Below are 24,304 nucleotides of genomic sequence, written 5' to 3' on the forward strand. Positions count from 1 at the left end.
AAATCGATTAAAAAGTTACTTCAAGACCACCTAAAATTGTTACACTTTGCGGATAAGCCGAATAATCAAGACTTGGCGTTAAAGCTCCATAACGTCCAACCGAAACATCCGGATCGTATCCTGAGTAATTGGTCCAAGTGTATAAGTTTTGTGCAGATAGAGATAAACGACATTTCTTCAGTTTAAGTTTTTCCAAAATTGTCTTTGGAAGATTATATCCCAATGAAATGGTTTTTAGTTTCAAATAAGAACCATCCTCTATGTAACGGTTATCTATCCAATTCCCTTTTGGAGGTGCTCCATAAACAGAATTGTAAACGATGGTTCCCACATTAGTATCTGTGTTCTGAGGAATCCATGCATCAGCCAAAGCTTTGAATCCATTCATTGGAGAAGCACTTGGTACCTCAAACACTGCCTTGTTAGCATTTAGAATATCAAATCCGTAAGACCATTGGAAGAAAATTTGAAGATCGAAGTTCTTGTAAGAAAAATCATTGGTAATACCTCCAAAGTGATCTGGATGTGGATCTCCAATTACAACACGGTCATTTTCGTTAATGGTGCCATCTCCATTCTGATCTACAAATTTCACACTACCTGGAGCTACAGGCAATGCACCATTATCAGCATAACCTTCTTTCAACAAATAAGATTGAGCTTTATTGTCCCAATTAAAATCCTCCATCTGATAGATTCCATCAAACTCCAAACCATAGATCATCCCAACAGGATCTCCTACTTTAGTAATGTATTGGTATTCGTTATAATGGTAATTCCAATTTGGATTGGTGTAGATGGCATCCTGGCCATCATTCAGTTTAATGGTCTTATTTTTATTGAATGAAATATTGATGTTGGTTTTCCATTTAAAATCTCGAGTTTGAACATTTACAGTATTAATAGAAAATTCCAAACCACGGTTTTCTACCTCACCAATATTTTGCTGTACTTTGTTGAAACCTGTACTTAATGCCATTTCTGCATTCAACAACAAATCTTTCGTTCTCTTGTAATAAAAATCAATTCCACCATTCACTCTTTGATTGAAAAATCCAAAGTCAATACCAAGGTTAGTCTGTGCTGTTGTTTCCCAACGAAGATCTGGTACACCTAAATTGGTTTGATAAGCACCTGGCATATAGTTTTCGCCATTGCCCCAAACATATCCACTAGCTGTGCTCACTCCCAGCAGGTTGAATGCATCAAAATCACCAATACGGTTGTTTCCTGTTAATCCCCAACCAGTACGAATCTTAAGATTTGAGAAAATGCCTAGATTCTGAATAAAATCTTCCTCTCCAGCTCTCCATGCAAATGATACTGACGGAAAATAACCCCATCTGTTTTCTTTTCTAAATTTAGAAGAGCCATCAGCTCTGAAATTGGCAGTGAACAAATACTTATCTTTATAAGTATAGTTTACTCTACCAAAATAGGACAGTAAAGTACTTTCCGACTTTAAGGTTTTTGGAATAGCTGGTGACGTTCCAATATCCAATTTGTTAATGCCAAAGGCATCAGTAGGAATCTCTGAACTTTTTAACCAAGCAAAATCATATAATCTAGCTTGTGCCTCTACCCCAACCAAAGCCTCGAAACGTGTTTTTCTGAATTTCTTTTTGTAATTCAAAGTATTCGAGGTTGACAAAGTCTGGTAGCGACGCTGAGCGATGGTACCATTAATGTGGTCGTTACCACGAGCACCTTGTTGAGTATCTGCTCCGTAAAAAACATTTTCTTTTCGCGTGTCGGTTTGATAGTTCGCCGATAATCTTAACGTTAGATCCTTGGTAAATTTATAATTTGCAGTAAGGTTACCTCGAATCACATCATAACGATAATCACGCGTTGTATTATTCAGGTTTTTAACCGGGTTAAACAAATATTTGTAATCATCGTCAAAAGGATCATATCCTCCCTCTTCAGCTCCATCATTATTGATAGGCTCTACTGGACGGAATTGAATTGCATCGCGAATAATACTTGTATAGTTATTTCCTGAAATATTAATTCCTTTTCGGTTGATATAAGTATACTGTAAATATCCTCTAAAATCTAGCTTAGGGCTGGCTTTATGAGTAAATTTTAAATTGTTCAAAATCTTCTTAAAACCTGTATTAATCAATGTTCCTTCCTGATCAAGATATTCTGCACTATAATAAATTGAAGAGGTTTTATTCCCTCCACTTAAGGTAAAGTTATAGTTTTGAATTCTTGAGGTTCTAAAAATCTCATCCTGCCAACTCGTTCCTTTAGAGTTTTTATACAATTCAGGATCAACCCAATCTGCCAAGAAAGCCTTTGTATAGGTACCTGCCACATATCCATCTTTTGCATAGGCTATGTTTTGCTGATACTTCACATATTCGTATGGACTCAATACTTCCAAACGATTTGGAATAAATTGAATACCATGCGAAGCGCTAAGACGAATATCAGTTTTACCATCTGTACGCCCTCCTTTAGTTGTAATTACAATTACCCCGTTGGCTCCACGAGAACCATAAATTGCCGTGGCCGAAGCATCTTTCAGTACATCAAAACTTTTAATATCCTTAGAACTAACACTTGCCGGGTCGAAATCTTCCAAAGGAATACCATCTACTACATATAATGGTGAGTTATCACCTGTAATAGAGTTTCCTCCACGAATTACGATATTCAAACCTTCACCAGGAGTACCATCTGCTGAAGAAACCTGCACCCCTGCAACACGACCTGCCAAGGCTTGATCGAAGTTTGAAGTGGGTGTCTTTACCAAATCTGCAGCCTCAACTCTAGCAACTGCACCTGTAAGATCTTTTCTTTTTACAGTTCCATATCCAACAGCCACTACTTCGTTCAATTGCAAGTTAGAAGATTCCAACACCACATTAATTACAGACTGCTTACCAACCTGCTTTTCTATGGTTTCAAATCCAAGGAAGCTAAACACCAATATATCTGATGGCTTTACATCTGCAATAGCATATTGTCCATCGATATTGGTAACTGTTCCCTGTGTTGTTTTTTTCTTAATTATATTTACTCCTGGTATTGGAACTCCATTATTGTCGGTAACCTTTCCCGAGACTTTCTGCTGAGAGAAAGCCATCGATACTGAGCACAAGCACAATAAGCTTAGTATAAATAGTTTTTTCATCTGTTAAAATTTTCTTTTAATGGTCAGAATAAAGTTGTCCTGCATCGATCCTTTGATATCTTCTATATTTTGTATTAAAACAGGACAACTTCAACAATTTGAATCATTTCCTATTGCTCAACAGCCATATAGTAAAGATCCGATACATTATAGGTACCCGCTCTTCCTTCGCCATTCTTGTATACTATTTCAGAATCGAAATTACACTTCACACGGAATGCAATAGTGAAGTTTGCTTCATTCTTATAAGGCATCAAATCAAGTACACATTTCACCCATTTTCCATCGGCATTGTATGATGTATTTTTCCTTCCTTCAGGATCCTCTCCTTTCTGATCGCCAGGATATGGTGTTCCTATTGTTGCGCCTCCATCATGAGTATTAATCCAACAGTTTAACACATCATTTACTTTGGTCCAGGTAGCATCTTCGAAAGATCCCATATAATCAGTAGAGATGTAGAATTCCAATTCAGTTGGAGTTTGTCCGTTGGCCATGTATTCCACATACTTGTTTTGATAATAGAAAGTAGCAGACAAATTATACCCTAAGTTGTAGTTGTTCAAACTCTGCGTATTTGTAATTACCCAAGAATCGAATGGAGTTGATTTTCCACTTACCACAAGATTGGTACTTAATGCTTTTTGTGAACTGTTCTCAATAGGACGATCCACCTCTGCTAATGGTGCTGGAGAAATCTGCTTCCAAATGTTCCATGAAGAAACCAAACCAGGATCGTTCACAATTTTCTTGTAACCGTATTGTGCATTTTCGGCCTGGAATGTTGGATAGAAAAATTTGATGGAATCCTTAGGGAATACAACTGGTGTATTTGAAGCAACTAAAGTTACAACATCTTTAAAAGCGACTACTTCTCCACTAATATTACTTACTACATTAACCTGTGGGTGTAAAGTATCGAATCCAGTTGCACTTGTGTATCCATCTGCTAATGAAATCGCACCTGTTGATACATCAATCACCAATGTATCCGAATAGTTAACCAACTCAAAACTTACATCCTGATTACCAGAAGGCATAACTGGTTCTGTAGTATTTGCCTCTTCACCAAATAATAGGTTTTGAGATTTTGGAATATAGATTAATGCGCTTACCAATTGTGGTCCAACATTCAAGTGAAATGCATCTTCGAAGATGGTTTCTGTTGCCTGATTATCAACCACTGTAGTCACTTTAAAGCTAAAGTAGTAATCACCAATCCCAAACTTATTTTTATTGGCAATGACAATGGTACCCACATTTCTTAAGTCCTGACCATTTACCTCTTTAACGGTATCACCAGCTGTATTCACATAGTAGTTTTCCTCCTCAAGTGGAAGAGTTTTTGAGCCTGCGTTCATAATTTGAACATCGGCAAGATATATTTCATCCAGTAGGATTCCTTCTCCATTTTTCACATTAAGAATTTCAAAATGTGGAATCACTCCTCCAGTATTAATTGTAGGTGGTGCAGTTCTTATTTGTGCATATTCCCTGGCGTTCATAACAGGTGCGTAGCTCAATCCAAAAGGCTCTCCTTCTGAACCTGGGCTCACATTCTCTGTAAATGTTTCCTCCGTACAGCCTGTTCCAATTAGGCAGCAAAGAAGTAACATTGTCAGCAAATTCATTATTTTCATAGTATTAGATTTGATTATTTTTAAGCACAGATATGATTTACAACTGACACTTGCTCTCATAGCTACTTTATTTTCCGGAATCAAGGGCAGTAGTTTAATTCTCAATAGAATTTACAATCAGTATACATATCTGTTTTATCTAAGATTTAGTTATTTTTCAATTCAATAATCCAATTGGGAAGTTTTCCCAAACGAAGTTCCAGTTGAGACTCGTAAAGTGATTCTGGTTTTACTGGTGTACCCAAACTCTCCAGTTCTTGAATCTGATCTTCTTTAAAAGTTGTACCGGCCCCGTGGAAACCTACCACAATAGGAGGAATAATTTTCCAGAACCAAGTTTTTGAAGACCAAAACTCAAAGTCTTTATCGGGACCATCGGTTTCCTTATAGTTCCACAATACTAAATCGCGCAGGTGATTCGGTAAATTGTGTCGAGCTCCACCTCCTCTACCCAGGAAGAAACCTCCTTCAGTACAATCAAACAAAGTTGCACGAGGCTGAGATGCATGAGTTTCAAAACTTGTTTTATCGGTATATTTCACTCTCCATAAAACTGTTCCAATTGCAGGACCAGCAACTCCAGGAGCATGCCATTGTGAGGACTGATCATCCACTTTGGCTATCAACACACGAGTTGAAGCATTGGATGAAATCGCATTGTGACCAGGATTCCCAGTGATAATACAATTCTGGATTGTAACGTTTGCACAAAGTGATGTGCGACAGGCGCCATTCACATCAGTAAAGCGACAATCGCGCACCCAAGAATTTGCCAGACGACTTAATATTAACATTTTGTATCCTCCATCGTGTAACCACGAAGCATGATGAACAAATTTCTCTTTCCAGTTTCCAACAAATGCCAAATTCTCTACACCAACATCCTCATGATGGGCATAATTAAAAATACCCCAATCGTATTTTCCATCCACTGCACGCATGATTGGTTCTTTAAATACGATGGTATTGCCATCAATCTGTTTTACCTGGTGGTATTCACTAACATATACTCCTTTTTGAGTAATGTTTGTCCATTTCTCATCGGCACAACATGGACACAATTCTTCAGCAACCAAATCTGGGTTATGATTTTTTACCTTTAACACAACCCAATTGCCTACTTTAATTTTAGATGCATTATCTACTTGAACTGAGAAAGATCCACGCTTGGCTTTTCCATTTACACTGGCAAGTTTAGGTTCCCCTCCGCTTCCTGTAAACTTAAACATAGATGGAGAACTCCACATTTGCTTTGGATTTTTCGGTGGCATTGGATTCTCCATAAACAATTCAGAACCATCTACCCCTGAGCCTTCACCACGGAAAACAATTCGGTTTCCATTCACTACGATTGGTTTCTTAGGATCTCTTTTGGTATTAAAATAATAGCGACCTTTTGGGAAAAAGATAATTCCAGATCCATTTTGTTCTGCTGCAGCAATGGCTTTTTCAACAGCTTTACGATCTGACTTCTTATCATTTGGATTAGCTCCAAAATCCACCACATTGAATATCTTGTAATCAACCGTAGGAATTCCTTTTTCTCCATGATGGTAACCAGCATAGGAAAAATCAGGCAATTTTGCTTCCGTTCCATTATTTTGGGCAGCAACAAAATCATCCCACAATCTACTTTTCTGGGAAAACACCGAAGTACTTCCCAATAAACATATCAATAATAAAAAGTTCTTCATGACTGTTGACTTTTTAGGTTCTTATATTTCATTAATGCCTCTATGTAGTAATAATCTGCATAGTTCAATGGCACGTCAATTTCATTGTTATGAGGTATACTTCCCACACTGTGTTTTAACAAGAAATGATTGTTTTCTCCATATTTAGCGGTATAAACTTCTGAAGCAAGGGAATGTAAGATCTTCTCAGCATCCTCATAATATTTACCTTCCGTATATTCACTTAGCTCCAATAAAGCTGAAGCAGTAATGGCAGCAGCAGATACATCGCGTGGTTCTTTTGGAATATTTGGCGCATTGTAATCCCAGTAAGGAATCATGTCCTTTGGTGTACCCTTATAGTTGATGATGTAATTGGCAATTTCTTTTGCTTGTTGCAAGTATTTCTCATCTTTTGTGTAACGGTAACATACAGTATAACCGTACAATCCCCATGCCTGACCTCTTGCCCAGGCACTTTCGTGAGCATAGCCTTGTGCAGTGTGTTTGTTACGAACTTCTCCTGTTTCAGGATTGTAATCTATAACATGGAATGAACTAAAGTCTTCTCTGAAATGATTTTTCATTGTAGTATTCGCGTGAGCAATGGCCACCTTCCTATACTTGTCATCTCCAGTATTCTTCGATAATTCAAATAACATTTCAAGATTCATCATGTTGTCGATGATAACAGGAAACTCCCATCCTCTCTTTGACTGCCAACCTCTATCCACATTCCAACTTTGAATGCAACCAACATTAGGGTTGAAACGAGTTATCAGAGAATTTCCTGCTTCTTCTAACACATCTATGTAAGCCTTATTATGAGTCAAACGATATGCATTTCCGAAAGAACATTGAAATACGAAACCTAAATCATGTGAATGTTTAAATGATTTAAACTTTTCCAATTGATTTTGAAGCTTAATCGCTCCTTCTTTCCATTTCTCCTCTTTGGTAAATTCATACATATACCAACAACTTCCTGGAAAAAATCCCAAAGTCCAATCAAAAGATCCATTATCTCTGGTCGCCCAATGCATATGTCCATCAGCAGTCACAGTTCTTGGATTCTTTCCCTCTTTATTGGCATCATCAAGTAGTAAACTCAATTGCTTTTCAGATTTCTCGAGTTCCTTTTCCGGAAAATCCGCATTTTCTTTTCCTTTAGGAGAACAAGCTCCTAATAAAAACAATAGCGCAAAGATTAAATATCGCTCAGCTCTCATTTTGTTTTTCGTTAATTTTACATCCATTTCGCAATGGGATCAGTTATAATTTCTTTCAGGACAAAACTAGCTTCAAGTCTATTTTCAATCCCTCACAATTGTACAAATCGATTAAACAATCGTACGCAACAACCCCATCAATCTATTCCCATACACAGATCTCCCTTCACAAGAATTCATGAACGCAAAAACAAATTCAAACCAAAAAAACAAATATGAATACATCCCCTTCGAACTCCTCTACAACACAAATCTCACATGGTTAGATTACAGAACATTAACAGATATCAATAATACAACATCTTTTTGAAAGATTGAACTTTCAAAATAAGGTAAAACCTCAAGCAGCAATCAAAATTGCCTTGTGACTTGTGTACTTTTATACAACAATTTCGTACTTATTCACCAATGAAAAGCTACTGGAAAAGATGCAATCAACAAGATCAGAAAACGATATTTAAATATCTTTTGTATTTTTCGATTCTAAAATCTAAGAATGAGGTTTACAAACCGATAAAGCTCTCTAGTTTGTACAGTTTATGGCAATGCAGAAAAGCTTATCCTTACTGCATCAATTAAAAGCTCATACAATATGAAACCACTTAAAAGGATATTACTCTCATTATACTTTTTATTTACGCTGCAATCCGCTTTTGCTCAAATCATGCATTTTGAACACATCGGACTGGAGGAAGGCTTAAGCCAGGTATCCGTTCACGCCATTGCAAGTGATAGTCTTGGAAATATGTGGTTTGGAACCCGAAATGGTATCAATCGCTACAATGGTCAGGAAATGACTGTTTACAAAACAAGCGATAGTGAGTCAAATGCCATTATCAGCAATCATGCAAAGAAAATCATTTCGCATGGACATAGAGTATGGATTCAAACTCGCAGTGGAATGAGCTTCTTCGATATTTACACGGAACGCTTCACCAACTTTCCAATTGAAAACATCAAAGACTTTTGCATTTACAAAGAGGAGATTCTGATTGCTACCAATAACAACATTTATTCAATTTCGGAAGATAATGGACAATTGACTCAAATATCCATAAAAATTCCAAAGGAATCACCAATTACAAGCCTTATTCAACAAGGGCCACATCTGTTAATTGGAACAGAGAATTGCGCCTACTCATTTACTGCATCAAATGGGCTTCAAGAAATCAAGAAAGACGTTCATGTTAGTTGTATGTATCCCGACAGAAACAATGCCATCTGGATAGGGACAGAAAACGATGGTTTGATTAAAATGATGCCAAATGGATCAACAACTTATTTTGATGGCGAAAAAGACCTTACACATCCCGATGTAAGATGCATACAGGAAGATGATAATGGAAACATTTGGGTTGGAACCTTTTTAGGATTGAATTGTATTACCCCTAAAAATGAAATCATCAAATATCAGCATAATGAAGCAAACCCAACCAGTTTGTCTCACAACTCTGTTTGGACACTTTATAAAGATAAAAAGGGAGCCATTTGGGCTGGAACCTATTTTGGAGGGCTTAATCTCTTTCATCCAACCAATACTCTTTACAAAGCCTATTGGCAAAACGACGACAATCATCAGAGTATCAATTACCGTGTTGTTGGATCAATGCAAAAGGACAAACTGGGGAATTTATGGATTTGTACCGAAGGTGGCGGCCTGAATTATTTCAACAGGAAGACCAAACGATTTGACTATTTCGTTCACTCCTCTACAAAAAACAGCATCTCTCACAACAATGTGAAATCCATTTACAACGAAGGAGATTCCATTTTATGGATTGGAACCCATATGGGAGGATTAAATAAGCTGGATCTTAAAACAGGCAGGTTCACCAATTACTGGCATGACATGAATGATCCGAACTCCATACAAAGTAATATCTTATCGGAAATAATTTCATATGATGGCAATTACCTGCTTTCGTCCAGTGAAGGAGTATTACACTTTGACCCGAAAAATGAAGTGTTTACATCCTTCTTTCCGGATTCATTGCAGCAAAAAATAGGAAAATCGATAACCTGCTTGCTAATTGATAGCAAAGATCGTTTATGGATTGGAACCGATCACCTGGGCCTATCCTGTTATGATCTGAAAAAGAAACAACTTAAAACCTACAGGCATAATCCTTACGATTCCAGAAGTCTAGCCAGCAAACTGATCTACAAAATCATGGAAGATCATTACATGAGAATATGGATTGCTACTTCAGATGGTTTGAATCATTATGCGCCAGAAACAGATGACTTCGATAAGTTCTCAACAGACAAAGGATTGGCTGGGAACTGTGTTTTTAGCCTAGCTCAATCGAGATATGGAGATATAATTCTGTCCACCAATAAAGGCATTAGCTTTTTTAATTACGAGAAAAAAGCGTTTAAGAATGTTACCACTCAAAATGGGTTTCCCTTAAAAGAGCTAAATCAAGGTGGATTGTTTATTACATCCGACGGTGAGATATTTGCAGGTGGAATTGATGGTATGGCCTCCTTTCGAGAGAGTGATTTTTTAAGCAAGACCACGCTTATCCCTCCTCAGATTACAGGTTTGATTGTAAATAACAAACTGGTAACTCCTGATAATGGAAGTAAGATACTGAATCAAAGCATTATGCTTACACAGAAGCTTGAACTACAGCATTATCATACAGGTTTCTCCTTGCAATTCTCCGACATGAGTTATCGAAAATCGAACCAAGAGATATTGGAATACCAACTGGAAGGATTTGACAAGAATTGGCAACAGGCCGAAAACAACAAGGCAACCTATACCAATCTGGATGCAGGACAATATACCTTTAGAGTTCGAAAGGCCGATCATCCGAACTTGCAAAAGAGTTTAACCATTTTAATTACCCCACCCTTTTACAAAAATAGCCTGGCTTATTTCATCTACCTCATCCTATTCATACTGATCATTGCTTTTTTAAACAAGCAATATCTTTCGAAAAAAAGATTAACCGATAAACTGGAGCTGAATCAATCTCAATTTAAGTTCTTTACCAATATTTCTCATGAATTTAGAACCCCATTAACCATTATTAACGGGCAAACAGAGGTACTTTTAGAAGAGAAGAATATCAACCCTGAACTGTATCGGAAAATACTTCGCATTCATAAAAATACTTCGCGATTAAAGAACCTAATTTCAGAACTGCTGGATTTTAGAAAACAAGAACAAGGACATTTAAAAATTCAGGTATCCAATCAGGATGTAGTTGCTTTTCTAAACGAGATATACCTAAGTTTTATTGAATTGGCCAAACATTCCGATATTCAATACAATTTTATTGCTCCGAGTAAAACAATTCCCCTTTGGTTCGATAAACTGCAAATGGAAAAGGTATTCTATAACCTCTTGTCCAATGCCTTTAAATTTACCGGACAAAATGGTCAGATTGATGTTTGTGTTGAGGAGGTAAATGATGGCATTCGCATTGAAATTAAAGACAATGGCAAAGGCATATCAAAAGAACACATCCATCGTATCTTCGATCGCTATTACCAATTGGAAAATGTATCCTCCAATCATTCTACGGGAACAGGAATTGGCCTGGCACTTTCGAAAGGCATAGTAGAAGCACATAAAGGTAAGATCATGGTGAGCAGCAAAATAGGAAATGGCTCAAACTTTATGGTTTCACTTCCATTGGGAAAGAATCACTTTTCTGCCGAAGAAATTAGTCAGCACGAATCACCGCTTAAAATATCAAGCGATCAACCTGAATTCACAAGCAATCTGGAAAATCCTGAAATTAAAACAGATCACGAACATTCTCTTCTTATTGTAGATGACAATCCGGAAATAAGGGAATTTTTAAAAGATCTGCTGCATCCACACTTTAACATCAGCCTTGCCAATGATGGAATACAAGGATTGGAAATGGCCAAGGAGCTTCAGCCAACATTGGTTCTTAGCGATGTTTTGATGCCAAAAATGAGTGGTACAGAAATGTGTTCAAACCTAAAGACCAATTTCGATACCTCGCATATTCCTGTCATCCTGTTGACAGCCAGAACGGCCGAAACCCATAAAATAGAAGGATTGGAAACCGGGGCAGATGACTACATCACCAAGCCATTCAACACCAAGGTACTAATTGCCAGAATTGTTAATGTTATTAATAACAGAAAGGCAGTGCAAGATAAATTCAACCAAGATCCTTCTTTTTCGGTTCAAAAGCTTACCAGTAACCAAATCGACCAAAAGTTTTTGGAACAGGCCAAAGAAACCATTCTCAAGAACCTTGACAACTCAAAATACGATGTGATTTCCTTTGCCAGCGATATGGGACTGGGCAGAACCTCCCTCTTTTCGAAACTTAAGGGGATTACAGGCAAAACTCCAAATGAATTTATCAACTCTATTCGTTTGGATAAGGCTTCCAGAATGCTAAAATTAAACCAAGAACTCACAATTTCAGAAATTGCTTACTCTTGTGGCTTTTCAACTCCCCATTACTTTAGCAAGAGCTTTAAAAAACATTTTGGTGAGAGCCCTTCGCAATACAGGTAGGATTATGGAATTTGAAGAAACTACTTTTCGAATCAGATAATAAAAAAGATTTGCCTGAAAGGCAAACATCATTCTAACCCAGGGAAAGGGAGAGCAAACGACGGCCGCCCTGGGTTCATGGATTCTATAATAAATCGTCGCAATTGGGAGTATTGTTCTGTGAGGCGGATTTTAATGCGACGAAAAAGGATGGTTTTACCATAGAAAACTCACAAAAATATCCTACGCCTTCATATTCTTTGCACAACTTCCTCTCCTCAAGGAGAGGATTGAGGTGAGGTGGCTTGAAATGGATTATACCGAATTGACCCAATGAACAAAAAATACCTCATTCTATCTTTCTTCCCGATTAATCGGGACATGCTCTTAAGGAGAAAAGAACACGTAATGTAAAAAAATAGAAATGCATTAGTACAATATAATTAAATTGCCTGAAAGGCATACATCATTCTAGCCCAGGGCAAGGGAGAGAATGCGACCGCCGCCCTGGGTTAATGGATTCTGCAATAAATCGTGGCAATTGGGAGTGTTGTTTTGTGGGGCGGTGTTAATTGCGACGAAAAAGGATGGTTTTACCATAGAAAACTCTCACAAATATCCTACGCCTTCATATTCTTTGCACAACTTCCTCTCCTTAAGGAGAGGATTGAGGTGAGGTGATTTGAAATGAATTATACCGATTTGCCCCAATAAACAAAAAACACCTCATTCTATCTTTCTTCCCGATAAGTCGGAACAGGCTCTTAAGGAGAAAAGAACACGTAATGTAAAAAAATAGAAATGCATTAGTACAATATAATTAAATTGCTTGAAAGGCAAGGATTATTCTAGCCCAGGGCAAGGGAGAGAATGCGACCGCTGCCCTGGGTTAATAGCACCGTCATGAAATCGTCGCAATTGGGAGTGTTGTTTTGTGGGGCGGTGTTAATTGCGACGGAAAAGGATGGTTTTTCCATAGATAACTCTCACAAATATTCTACGCCTTCATATTCTTTGCACAACTTCCTCTCCTCAAGGAGAGGATTGAGGTGAGGTGACTTGAAATGGATTATACCGAATTGACCCTATGAACAAAAAGTACCTCATTCTATCTTTCTTCCCGATTAATCGGGACAGGCTCTTAAGGAGAAAAGAACACGTGATGTAAAAAAATAGAAATGCATTAGTACAATATAATTAAATTGCCTGAAGGGCATACATCATTCTAGCCCAGGGCAAGGGAGAGAAAGCGACTGCCGCCCTGGGTTAATAGCACCGTCATGAAATCGTCGCAACTGCAAATCCTAATAGATCTGGAATAACCTTTGCGACGAAATAAAATTGGGATTTAATTTGTCCTCACTCTAAAAAAACACTTCCGCCTCTACCCTTCTCTTTAGTTTGAAAACACTAATACCTCGAATAGTTACAAATGGATGTATTTACCTGATAAACAAGCTAAATTAAAATATTACTCACGCTTTTATTTGGAAATTAAAGAAATAATTCTCTAAATTTATCTAACAATTCAACCAAGAAACTACTAAAGTAGTAAATCATAAGTGGAATAGATTCTACTACATACTTTAAATACATAAAAGACCATCGGGTTAATGTATTTTACATTTGCTGAATGACTCCCTCGATATCGAATGGCATCGGTACTTCGCTGTTAGCAAAACTTAAGCTCCTATTTATTGGACCTGCATGATCTGCAGATTGGTGTAAATGCGCAAGAAATTGAAGAATACACTTCCAGAGAGCAGGAAAACCAAAAATTACCAGAGGTAAACCATTCCGGAATGGAAATAGAAAGTCCATCAGTGGAAATAGATCCAACAAAAAAGGAAATAGACTGTACGGAAATGAAAATAAATCGATCCAGAACGGAAGAAAATCGAATCTGAATGAAGGAAAATTGATTCAGAATGAAGAAAAATCAATCCAGAATGGAAGTAATTCGATTCAGAATGAAAGAAAATCGATTCAGAATGAAGAAAAATTGATCCAGATTGAAGGAAAATCAATTCAGAATGGAAGAAATTCGATTCTGAAAGGAAGTAAATCAATTCCGATCCTTGGAAAATGGAAGAAGTCAGCTGTTGATTCGAAAAACGCGTAAGGGATTAAAAACAAAATAATTGAATATTGTTTTAATTTGGAGTAAACTACTTAAACTATATAAAAATGAACAGAGCCAGTAATTTAAAATTAGATTCTTATTTGCAAACACAAGAGGCTTTAAGCCAGAATGTGAGCATTTATGAAAGCAATGTGAGCATCAAAGTCCAGGTAGATGAATTTACTTTTGATTTACAAGGCTTGTTGAAATTGAAAGAGGAAGCAGATCAGTCCATAAAGTGGTTGATTGATGAAAAAAATACCATTAAGAAAGCTTTGGAGCTGAAACTCTATTCTTTTTCCAATGCCTTGGTCTGTTATGCCAACTCGGTATGCGATAGCGAGATATTGGAAAAGGCATATGTTTCGAAAAAACACCTAAAATGGCTCAGCGAATTGGATCTGATTGATTATTACAAGCAAAGCATCGACATAGCCAAAGAGCATGTTACAAGTTTGGAACCCTATGGCATTAGCAAAGCAATTGTTGCAGATGTAGAGAAGGATTGCAAAGCCTTTGAGCAAAAGCGATTCAAGCTGCTTGCATTAAAAGAGGAGAAGGCCAATGCTAAGAACGAATACAAAATGCTACAGAAGAAGATCAATCAGCTTTTGAACGGCAAGCTGGACCATAGCATAGAAAATTTACGCTCTCTCCATCCCGATTTTGTGAAATACTATTTTGCTACCCGACAAAAGAGCAAAGAGATACAACATCATTTCGATGTGTTGGGCTACCTAAAAGACAAAGCCACAGGCGAACCCATTGCCCTGGGCAAGGTATGGGTGGAAGGTTTGGACTTATCTACGCACATTACCGCAAAAGGAAGCTTTCGATTCAAAGATTTTCCTGAAGGGGAATACCAATTGATTGTAGAAAATATCAATTACAAAAGCTTGTTTGTGCCCATTCGCCGCTACAAATCGGAACAAAGCAAAATGTATTTGGAAATGGAAGCCATTCCCTTAGAAGCTGAAGCTTCGGTATAATCAGCATAAAAATATAGTAGGTGTCTTATCCCCTGCTAAACTTCGAATTGTACCAAAAAGGGAGCAAACAAAACCAATTTGTGGCAATAATGTCAAAGTTTGGTTGATATTCCATCATAATTATGTAGATTGATTCTAATTTTCTTCCTGAATAGTGCGCAAATACAAGTTTATGGGTAAAATAGATAATTCTCTTAAAATTTATTACTGTAAAATATTTGCTTTGAAAATGATTGTTTATAAATTTGATTTTCACCACACATGAAAATGATGTAAAAAGAACAAAGGACAGATTTGCCAGATGTGAAAATGAGCATGGGACATGAAGCTAGTAGTGCAAGGGTGATTTACACTCACGTGAGCAAATTATCTCTTGCAAAAATTAAAAGGCCGTTAGATACAATCCTAAAAGATAAACAACTAAATTACAACAACATACACAAAACAACAGATAAAGTAGATAAAGTGCATTGCACTTTATATATACGTTGTGTGCAATTTTGAGTGAGCGATTGAGATAAGAAGTGAACTTATAAATTATGAAAATTACTGAAGAGCAAATACAAAACGAATTATTAGGAAAATATAAACCTCTGACTGTTGAGTCAGGTATAACTACTTTCCCTTTTTCAGATTTATCAGATAGAGAGTTTGAATTGCTATCATACCTTTTAGTAAAAGAAAAAATTGAAAATGAATCGTTCGGAAATCATACTGATATTGCATTAATGCAGGGAGTTGCAGAAAGGGGGCGCGATTGTGTACTTTATCAAAATGGAGAAGTTTCGGGATTAATACAATGCAAAAAATATCAAGCTAGATTTACGAAACCTCAATTTTTGAAAGAGTTAATAAAGTTTGCACTATTTGCTATTAAAGACACTGCAATATTACCAAACAGGGAGAATTTTGAATATTATTTATTTGTTTCTTATGATATAACGGAGCCAACACTAACACTAATAAAGTCTTTCAACTCTGAAATTGAAAAGGAAATATCGGATAACGTAATAACCAAGTATACAGATGAAGTAATAAATGAATATGAATCGTTTAGCTCCTTTACGGCAAATCAACCTACACAAGCTATTTATGATATTCTTAAGAAAATAAGTGTCAAATATTATAATTCGACGGATTTATCAAGAGAACTAAATTCGAATATCAAACTTGCCCAAAGTTTTTTTAAAATAATGTCAGTTGTTGATTTGGAAGGAGCTGACAATGTAATTAGGAAAGCATTAGATGACTATGGGTTAAGAATGCTAACAGATATTGATTTAAAATCACTACAACAGCGAATCGGAGAAACAGAAGATAAAGATAGAATAAACTTGGGATTCGTAGATTTCTTTGGGTATAGCACAGAATTCTTTAAATTTATAAAAGGTGATGAGTTAAAAAAACTTATGACAAGCATTGCTGATGTAATTGGAGTGATTAACAAACAGCAACTTGATTTTGTTAATTCTCAAATTCATGAGCATATTCAACAGAAAATAACCCACGAATTACTATTCTTCAATAAAATACACGTATTTAGTATTGGTATTGCAGCTCCTTATCTTTTTAAGCGATTGAGTTTGAAATTAATATCAAAGACAATGCCTCAAGAAATGATTCCTAAAATCTATCCTCACTCAAAATTGAGTAAAGATGATTTGATTAATGAAATATCTGAACAGTTATATGAATCAAGTAATCGTGTTATGAAAGGGGATTACAGTCAATTGGCTGGGGACTCCAATCTTGTTCAATTTAAGATTAATTTATACACTCATATGCATCAAGGTTTAAAAAATATTGCAGATGCTAAAAAAGTCTTTAACAAAGATATTGAGCTTTTAAAACCAGTTTTAGATGAAATAGAAGAATTAATTGGAAAATTGATTCCAGATTCGCGGACTGTAGTAATTAAAGATGGTTCATTCTTTGATAACAAAGACGATATTTCATTATTAAAAAAGACTATTGATAAAATTGAGGATAACTAAATGTGATTACTTGATTCAACAAAAACGTACAATATGCATTGGAAAACAAAAAGGAAGATATTAAGTACTGAGAAAATTTACTTAACACATAAAGACCTTGAGTCAGAGCACTGTTACGAAGTTAGGCTTCAATTACCTGAAAGTGAATACATACTAATCGACTTAAGGTATGAATTTCCAACAAGAATCAGATATGAAAGCTTAATTCCCCATGGTTTTAGGTATAATGAGGATACTGATAATCCTATTCAAATTTATAATAAAAGGAGAACCTTAGAATTCTTGGAGAATACTAAAAATGATGATAAAGGCAATCAAGAAACAATAGAAATTGTAATTGATTTAATAAATGAAATGCAAAATTTACGTTTTAGGTAAAAAAACTGCACACAACATTTTGTATAAGTAATGGCAGGCAATGTGGTAAATATCAAGGTTTGTAGCCCGCTCAAACTGCATAGCGGTTTGACAGGAAACTACCACGCAATCTGCCACTACTCATACAATTTACCGTTGTGTGTGATATAATTAAAAACAAAAAAATAAGAACAAATGAAAAAGATTAAAGTTTTCCTCATTATTTTATTATCTCTAATATCGATAGTATCGATATTCTTATACATCAACAGAGATAAATTTACTTACGTTGGTTCTGTTGACTATGTTGATGTTGACTGCAGTAAGAAAATCGAAATACTAAATGAAGTCTATAAAAGTGACCAAAAAATAAGACGAGAGAATAATCTAATTAAGAATGCAAAGGAAGACCATAGGAATCAAGAATTAGTTATAAGTATTATTGAAAAATGTGGAATGCCAACCTTAAAGGAAGTAAATCAAAAACAAATGAATGCAATTTGGTTGGGATTGCAACATACTGAATATAAATATCGAAAAAAGTATTTTCCTCTTATTGAAAAAGCTGTAAAAAATGGCGATTTAAGCAAAGAGCATTATGCTTTAATGAAAGATAGAATTCTGATGGATGAAGGTAAACCTCAAATATATGGAAGCCAAATTAAAAATGGCAAATTGTATGATTTAGAAGAGCCAGAAACTGTCAATGAAAGAAGACAGAAAATGGGATTAGAACCAATAGAAGATTATCTAAAAAGATTTAACATTACATTTGACGCTAACTAGAAATACCACACACAACAATCTATATAAAGAATAGGCGTGACAGTGGTAAATTCAACGGTTTTAGCCCGCATCAATATCTAAACAGTTTGATAGGTTTGAAATCCGCAATCGCGCCGCTGCCGCACGAAACGAAGTTCGATAAAATCAATCCCTTCGTGTGGCTCCATTTCTATAACAAAACCACACGAGAGAACTCGTGTGGCAGCTAGGGAGGATAAGACGTGATGCAAGAGTGATTTACACCCGCATGAGCAAATAATCTCTTGCAAAAATTAAAAATTTGTTAGACAGGATTTTAGATAATAACAAACACAATAACTTACAAAAACCAACGGATAAGTAATATAAAGTGCATTGCAATTTAGCCATACGTTGGGGCACATTAAATAAAATGAGAAAACTACTTACATTAATATTCTTGACCTTTAGTTTCTATAGTTTTTCGCAGACAATAGAAGACTTTAAGATTGATTTTGAGAAATCTCTCGACCAAGGTTTTGACGAAGAACAACTAAATCAAATGTTCAGAACCTATTCAAATCTTTTGACTCCTCATAGTGATATAACTCAACTCACAGCAGGAATTAAAGGAGAGTCTATTCAACAATACCCTTTGAATTCCTTTAAATCTGAAAAAATATATAAAAAGAACATTAACAAACTCTTTGACTCTGATAACTCGTACCAAAGAATTTTAGCTTATTTAGTCATTGCAGGTTCAGGGGACAAATCATTTGAAAAAGGATTGCTTAAAAAAATAGAGATTGAAACAAACAAAGGAAATCTCATTTGGGCGGGAATGGCATTACTTTATCTAAACACAGAATACACTACTCCATTATTCGATTTTCTAGTAGAGAATGAAACATTTGGGGACGCCCATATGCTTCCATTATATTTTAAATTAAACCCAGATTCTTTACAATCAACAGCATATCAAAGAATCCACAGCGAAAATGTAACAGCAAAAATTCTAGCAGCTCAAATTTTATCAGCAACAGAAAAAAATGAAAAAACCGAAAAATTATTACTTGAAGCTGTTAAAAATTGGGATTACAACATAAAAGGCTATGCTATTTACTCGGTTAAAGTTTTGGAAATTGGAAATCTGCTTGAATCCTTCCAACCATTATTAGATAGCACTCAAACACGTTCAATTGCAATAGAAGCATTAGCAAATAGTCTAACAAAAGATGATGTTGATTACTTAAAAGCTCTTGTTGCAGAGCAGGACACTGTTTCAGAAGATTTCTTAGATGGTTTTTACAAATCAACCAATCCCGAAAACGTTAAATTTTGGCTTGAAGTTTTACGAACTAAACCAGTACCTAAAGAGTACTACTTCAATAACAATAAACAACCGCTTCTTTACTCAAACGAAATTCTTCCCGAACTTCAATTGACATTGATGGAATGCAAAAACCCTGATATAATAAAATACTTGGTAAAAGGTTTAGAGGGAAGAACTGATGAAAAATCTATAAATATCCTACTCGAATTATTAAGCCACAATGACTCTTCAGTTCGGTATTGGACAGCGTCTGCTCTGAAAAGGGCTGATTCACCATTGGTAATTAATGAAATCATAAGATTAATAAAATCTCCTGTATACAGAACGGTAGCGTTTACAGACATTCTAATCAATAACGATATAGATACTTTACAAACGACTTTTGAGTCTATTTATAATGACAACCCAAACAGAGATTGGAAAAGAAGTTCAATAGAATACCTTTCTACTTTCCCTCTTGCCAGTCATAGGGAAATTTTTAGAGCAATATTGAGCGATAAGGAAGAAGACACATTCATAAAAAGAAATGCTGCATTGGGACTTGGACGATTAAAAGATGAAAATTCTGTTGACTTAATAATTGAAGCCTGCAAAGAAGAAAGTGAAGCGAGTGACTACAATGCACAGGTTTTTCTTAGTGCTTTGTCTATGATAAAAGGAGAAAAAGCTAAAAATTACATTTCTAGTTTCAAGAATAGTAAAGAACAAAATATTCAGTTATTAGTAAATGAAATATTAATGAATTGGTAAAAAACGATGCCCCAACAATGGGTATAGTGCATAGCTTCCTAACGTCAGCTACGACACCATACCCGGAACGTTATAGGCCATAAAAATGAAATACACGATAATAAGCATATTAATCATAGGCTTGATTGGCTGTAAAACTTCCAAACAAGGTATATTATCTAATAGAATTTCAACATTTAATAATCTTAAATTGGAGTATGCTCTTAACCTTGAAAAGAAATATAAGTCAAAAGATATTTCTCGCAGTCGTAGAGTTAGTTTAGGTAAAGGGATTTATCCGAATGAGAATAATTACGAGTTTGAAATCTCAAAAGATTTCTTACGCCTTGAAAAACCTAATTTTTCAATAAAAACAGATTACCATTATACTAAAGATAGTACCATTCGAGTAGTAATGTACGAATGGAAGGACTTAAAACATAAACCTGGGTACTTTCATAGCAAAGAGGAGAATGATAAACGACGAGAAGTATTTAAGTTAAAATATGAAGAATTAAGTTCGTTTTTAATGAAATTATATGGAGATCCGACAGTTGTTGAGGTAAGTTCAGTTTATAATAAGAAAGGAAATTTTCGAGATAGTTATAAGTGGCTTGACAAGAATGGGATGAATGCTTATTTATTCATATTTGGCAATGAAAAGAATACATATAACAAAATTAGGCTGGCTATATACAAAGATTAAATTACGGTCTATAACAAAAGTTAAAATTTAAGGGCGGCGACGCCCAACCAGATAATGAAATTAAAACAATAAACGCAAGCGTTGATTGGCGGTAATTGCAATTCCGATAACAATTGGTAACCTTTAAAGTTGAGTAAGACCATTAGCAGCAAATAATAAATTGATGAGTAAACAGATTAATATTATATTCATATTCCTGATCGCATTAGTGTTTGTTAATTGCAAAAAGAGTGAGATTAGTAATGACAAAAGTACTGTATTCTTCACGGGACATTTTGATGATGCGATTTCTAATATTACTCTTTCTAAAAAAGAAGTATTCTCTGAGGAAGAGGAAGTTCATCTTGTTGAAATTGATTCTGCTGGAAATTTTAATTATTCAATTGCCATTGATTTTTCACAAACTATTTTTTTCGGAATCAATTCTACAATGAGGATTCCGGTTTTCGTCTCTCCTAACGACACCATTACAATTGAATACGATGAAAATATTGAAGTCAACTTTACTAAGCAAAACCATCAAGAAATTAACGATAACCTTAAATTCGTTCAATGTGAGATTCAGAAAACAATAAACAAAAATGTAAACCCTACAATTTTAAAAGAACTTTCGGAAGAAAAATTTAAGAGGTTATTAGATTCGATTCATAATACATTGATTTTAACCATTGACTCATTCTCTGTTAGTAAAAATTTAAATAACATTGAGAAACAAGAATTAAAAAATGAAATTGATTTTTTTATTGTATCGGAAACTGCAGATTATGAATTTCTGAACCAATATATTTTCAATCAAAAAAGAACTATCCCCGACGAGTACTATTGTTTAGTCGATACATTAATGAAAAATGTAAATGAAATCAGATTGACTCCAAATGCACTCAATTTTCTAAATAGGATTCAAATGAAGTATTCGAATCCAATCACCAATGAATCAGCCAAAGAAATATTAGAATTAGATTCTTCTGTTTTGCGTGACATTATTCTTTGCAGGGCAATTTATACACTAATTGGGAGCAAAGAGTTTCCACAAGCAAAAATCTTTATGGAAAAGTATTTCCCTGCAATTGGTAGTACGAAACTAAAAACACAATTTACCGCTAAATATGAAGAGTGCCTTTCAATATTTAATAATCCAAGTTTAAATTCTGCCAGACTCCAATCCTTTACACAAATTGACAAAACAGGGATTCTAAAAGAATTAAAAGAAAAATACAAGAACAAAGTACTTTATTTAAAATTCTGGGCACCCTATTGCGGACCGTGCATGGCACAACTTTCGTATATAAAAATTATTGAAGAGAAAATTAATCCTGATAAATTCCTGGTTATTAACCTTTGTGCACCATATCCAAAAGATAAATGGAAAGCAACCATAAGGGAGAAACAGATGGGTGGAGTACATTACTTGTTAAGTGAAAATCAATATGCCGAATTACAAGCATTATTCAATATTCAAGGAATACCAAGATATGTTCTAATAGATGCCAATGGAGCAATTGTTGATGAAAACGCACCTGCTCCAGGAAATGAGATGTTAAAAGGAACCAATTTTGATTTAATTAAGGTGATAAACAATTTAATTGAAAAAGAATAAATTACAGGCGATAAAACATGGTATAAGTCATATTGGATTTGTGCTCAATTCTATCGCGTTCCTTTTTAGAAAACCACACGAGAAGACTCGTGCGGTAGCTGGGGGTTGAATTAGCCACCCAAACTTAATAAATAAACAAAATGATATAATCAAAATAAACCAACTAAGTTGGGTTAGTCCAACGTTGTGTGTAATTTTACTCGTACCAAAATAAAGAATGAAGTTCAAAGAAAAAATATGCAAGTATGTTCTTGGTGAGTACAGCTATTCTCATCTACCTCAATTGGCACTAGACGCCCTTATTGAAGGTTATGAATCAGAATCACTTTACATCCTGGCAGGTATGACAGATAATAATCCAACATACGAGAGGCAAAAATATTTTGAAAAAGCATTGACTGAAATAAGCTTTTCATTACCTAACAGAACCGAATCTGCTAACATTTTACTGGATCATTACTTAGAACAAATGATTACAAAGCCTTCAGATTCTTTTCACATCATGCAATTAATTGACAATGAACTTTACACAAAGGTGTTCCAAACCGAGAAAGAAGACATGGAAGATGAAAAATATGTAGGCCAAGAAGCAGGAATTGAAAAACTTTATACTTGGTATAGAGAACTTCAAGACTTAGATGATGGAAGTCCACTGTTTTACTACACCGATTTAACCAAAGAAGAACAAGAGAAAAAATTTAAAGAACACTTAGTTTATGAGGCCCAACAAGCTCTGAAAGCCAGAAAAAAACAACATACAACAAAAGCTAAATTTCATGGGCGGTTACGCTCAACTTGAAAGCTTAGTTCAATTAATAAACACAGCAAGCCAGTAGAATGACTCACCTACCCTGTTTCAAAAGGTGTTTGTGATTTAAAAATTGATTTGCTAAAAAATATAAACAAATTTAAGCGGCTTGCTTATTTGGCGGTTTGATAAGACATTAGTTTTAAATCGCCCAAGAAAATTAGCAAGACCGTTATACACAATTAAGCGCGAATTGGAAGTAATTGATTTACCAAATAGAATAGTTGAATTATTAGAGGAAGTAGATTCACCAGAAAGATTAAAAAGACATTTACAAATTGTTTACTCTACAGCCAGTGAATTAGTTAACCAAATAAAACAGGAATGGCCGACAATTGTTTTTAATGAAGAGTTGATTTTATTTGGAGCTGGCACGCATGATATTGGAAAATCTTTAATCACAAAAGAGCTTTATGAAAAAGGTAGGAAACATGAATTAAAAGGCAAATATCTTCTTCAAAATCATGGATTTAAAATAGAGGAGGCAAGATTTGCATTTACACATGGGAATTGGCAAGAAGAAAATTTAACGATTGAAGACTTAATTGTAAGCTTATCAGATAAAATATGGAAAGGAAAAAGAATTGCGGAATTAGAAGAAAAGGTCGGAAAAATCATTTCTGATAATTTGAATATTGACTATTGGGAAGTATATGTAAAACTAGATGAGATTTTAGTAAAACTTTCTAATAAATCTGATGAATTAATCTTATGGCAAAATCAATAAAAAACTGTACAATCAAGTA

16 protein-coding genes are annotated in these 24,304 nt (G+C 35.2%); 12 read left to right on the forward strand and 4 right to left on the reverse strand.

Features of this window, described 5'->3' with window-relative positions:
- Window positions 1-7: 7 nt before the first annotated feature.
- From DF185_RS00200 to DF185_RS00215, 4 genes are all read right to left on the reverse strand, one after another.
- Entirely contained in the window at window positions 8-3,145 is a 3,138-nt protein-coding gene (locus tag DF185_RS00200) for a SusC/RagA family TonB-linked outer membrane protein (RefSeq protein WP_110358711.1), read from the reverse strand.
- 110 nt (window positions 3,146-3,255) lie between these two features.
- Entirely contained in the window at window positions 3,256-4,785 is a 1,530-nt protein-coding gene (locus DF185_RS00205; protein ID WP_133249912.1) for a hypothetical protein, read from the reverse strand.
- A 146-nt stretch (window positions 4,786-4,931) separates the two neighbouring features.
- Entirely contained in the window at window positions 4,932-6,479 is a 1,548-nt protein-coding gene (locus DF185_RS00210; RefSeq protein ID WP_110358713.1) for a DUF4955 domain-containing protein, read from the reverse strand.
- Window positions 6,476-7,714 (reverse strand): glycoside hydrolase family 88 protein, encoded by a 1,239-nt coding sequence (locus DF185_RS00215; RefSeq protein WP_207784534.1) that lies wholly within the window; start codon window positions 7,712-7,714, stop codon window positions 6,476-6,478. Before DF185_RS00215 ends, DF185_RS00210 begins: the two co-directional genes overlap by 4 nt.
- Before the next feature lie 565 nt (window positions 7,715-8,279).
- Between DF185_RS00215 and DF185_RS00220 the strand changes: the two genes are divergently transcribed.
- The 12 genes from DF185_RS00220 (at window position 8,280) to DF185_RS00275 (ending at window position 24,285) form a co-directional block, all read left to right on the forward strand.
- Entirely contained in the window at window positions 8,280-12,200 is a 3,921-nt protein-coding gene (locus DF185_RS00220; protein ID WP_110358714.1) for a hybrid sensor histidine kinase/response regulator transcription factor, read from the forward strand.
- 1,676 nt (window positions 12,201-13,876) lie between these two features.
- On the forward strand, window positions 13,877-14,086 hold the full coding sequence (locus tag DF185_RS00225; RefSeq protein ID WP_110358715.1) for a hypothetical protein: 210 nt from the start codon (window positions 13,877-13,879) through the stop codon (window positions 14,084-14,086).
- Window positions 14,087-14,097: 11 nt separating this feature from the next.
- Entirely contained in the window at window positions 14,098-14,301 is a 204-nt protein-coding gene (locus DF185_RS00230) for a hypothetical protein (RefSeq protein WP_110358716.1), read from the forward strand.
- Between the two features lie 65 nt (window positions 14,302-14,366).
- Window positions 14,367-15,290 carry a carboxypeptidase-like regulatory domain-containing protein gene (locus DF185_RS00235; protein WP_110358717.1) on the forward strand — a complete coding sequence of 308 codons (924 nt, stop codon included), beginning with the start codon at window positions 14,367-14,369 and terminating at the stop codon, window positions 15,288-15,290.
- Between the two features lie 539 nt (window positions 15,291-15,829).
- Window positions 15,830-17,284 carry a hypothetical protein gene (locus tag DF185_RS00240; RefSeq protein ID WP_207784535.1) on the forward strand — a complete coding sequence of 485 codons (1,455 nt, stop codon included), beginning with the start codon at window positions 15,830-15,832 and terminating at the stop codon, window positions 17,282-17,284.
- Between the two features lie 33 nt (window positions 17,285-17,317).
- The gene (locus tag DF185_RS00245; protein ID WP_110358719.1) at window positions 17,318-17,662 is read left to right on the forward strand and encodes a hypothetical protein; all 345 of its coding nucleotides are present in this window, start codon (window positions 17,318-17,320) and stop codon (window positions 17,660-17,662) included.
- Between the two features lie 174 nt (window positions 17,663-17,836).
- Entirely contained in the window at window positions 17,837-18,427 is a 591-nt protein-coding gene (locus DF185_RS00250) for a DUF6624 domain-containing protein (RefSeq protein ID WP_110358720.1), read from the forward strand.
- A 391-nt stretch (window positions 18,428-18,818) separates the two neighbouring features.
- Window positions 18,819-20,468 (forward strand): HEAT repeat domain-containing protein, encoded by a 1,650-nt coding sequence (locus DF185_RS00255; RefSeq protein WP_110358721.1) that lies wholly within the window; start codon window positions 18,819-18,821, stop codon window positions 20,466-20,468.
- An 85-nt stretch (window positions 20,469-20,553) separates the two neighbouring features.
- Window positions 20,554-21,153 carry a hypothetical protein gene (locus tag DF185_RS00260; protein ID WP_133249913.1) on the forward strand — a complete coding sequence of 200 codons (600 nt, stop codon included), beginning with the start codon at window positions 20,554-20,556 and terminating at the stop codon, window positions 21,151-21,153.
- Between the two features lie 163 nt (window positions 21,154-21,316).
- A complete protein-coding gene (locus DF185_RS00265; RefSeq protein ID WP_110358723.1) occupies window positions 21,317-22,750 on the forward strand; it encodes a TlpA family protein disulfide reductase in 1,434 nt (477 codons plus the stop codon).
- 217 nt (window positions 22,751-22,967) lie between these two features.
- The gene (locus DF185_RS00270) at window positions 22,968-23,549 is read left to right on the forward strand and encodes a hypothetical protein (RefSeq protein WP_110358724.1); all 582 of its coding nucleotides are present in this window, start codon (window positions 22,968-22,970) and stop codon (window positions 23,547-23,549) included.
- A gap of 202 nt (window positions 23,550-23,751) precedes the next feature.
- Window positions 23,752-24,285: an HD domain-containing protein gene (locus DF185_RS00275; RefSeq protein ID WP_165835898.1), complete on the forward strand. Its 534-nt coding sequence runs from the start codon at window positions 23,752-23,754 to the stop codon at window positions 24,283-24,285.
- The last annotated feature ends 19 nt before the right edge of the window (window positions 24,286-24,304 follow it).

This window comes from Marinifilum breve (genome assembly GCF_003202155.1).
GTDB lineage: Bacteria > Bacteroidota > Bacteroidia > Bacteroidales > Marinifilaceae > Marinifilum > Marinifilum breve.

Excerpts from the sequence above, each read along its gene's own strand:
- DF185_RS00200 (WP_110358711.1), bottom strand. The coding sequence starts at position 3,145 with ATGAAAAAACTATTTATACTAAGCTTATTGTGCTTGTGCTCAGTATCG.
- DF185_RS00205 (WP_133249912.1), bottom strand. The coding sequence starts at position 4,785 with ATGAAAATAATGAATTTGCTGACAATGTTACTTCTTTGCTGCCTAATT.
- DF185_RS00210 (WP_110358713.1), bottom strand. The coding sequence starts at position 6,479 with ATGAAGAACTTTTTATTATTGATATGTTTATTGGGAAGTACTTCGGTG.
- DF185_RS00215 (WP_207784534.1), bottom strand. The coding sequence starts at position 7,714 with ATGGATGTAAAATTAACGAAAAACAAAATGAGAGCTGAGCGATATTTA.
- DF185_RS00220 (WP_110358714.1), top strand. The coding sequence starts at position 8,280 with ATGAAACCACTTAAAAGGATATTACTCTCATTATACTTTTTATTTACG.
- DF185_RS00235 (WP_110358717.1), top strand. The coding sequence starts at position 14,367 with ATGAACAGAGCCAGTAATTTAAAATTAGATTCTTATTTGCAAACACAA.
- DF185_RS00240 (WP_207784535.1), top strand. The coding sequence starts at position 15,830 with ATGAAAATTACTGAAGAGCAAATACAAAACGAATTATTAGGAAAATAT.
- DF185_RS00245 (WP_110358719.1), top strand. The coding sequence starts at position 17,318 with ATGCATTGGAAAACAAAAAGGAAGATATTAAGTACTGAGAAAATTTAC.
- DF185_RS00250 (WP_110358720.1), top strand. The coding sequence starts at position 17,837 with ATGAAAAAGATTAAAGTTTTCCTCATTATTTTATTATCTCTAATATCG.
- DF185_RS00255 (WP_110358721.1), top strand. The coding sequence starts at position 18,819 with ATGAGAAAACTACTTACATTAATATTCTTGACCTTTAGTTTCTATAGT.
- DF185_RS00260 (WP_133249913.1), top strand. The coding sequence starts at position 20,554 with ATGAAATACACGATAATAAGCATATTAATCATAGGCTTGATTGGCTGT.
- DF185_RS00265 (WP_110358723.1), top strand. The coding sequence starts at position 21,317 with ATGAGTAAACAGATTAATATTATATTCATATTCCTGATCGCATTAGTG.
- DF185_RS00270 (WP_110358724.1), top strand. The coding sequence starts at position 22,968 with ATGAAGTTCAAAGAAAAAATATGCAAGTATGTTCTTGGTGAGTACAGC.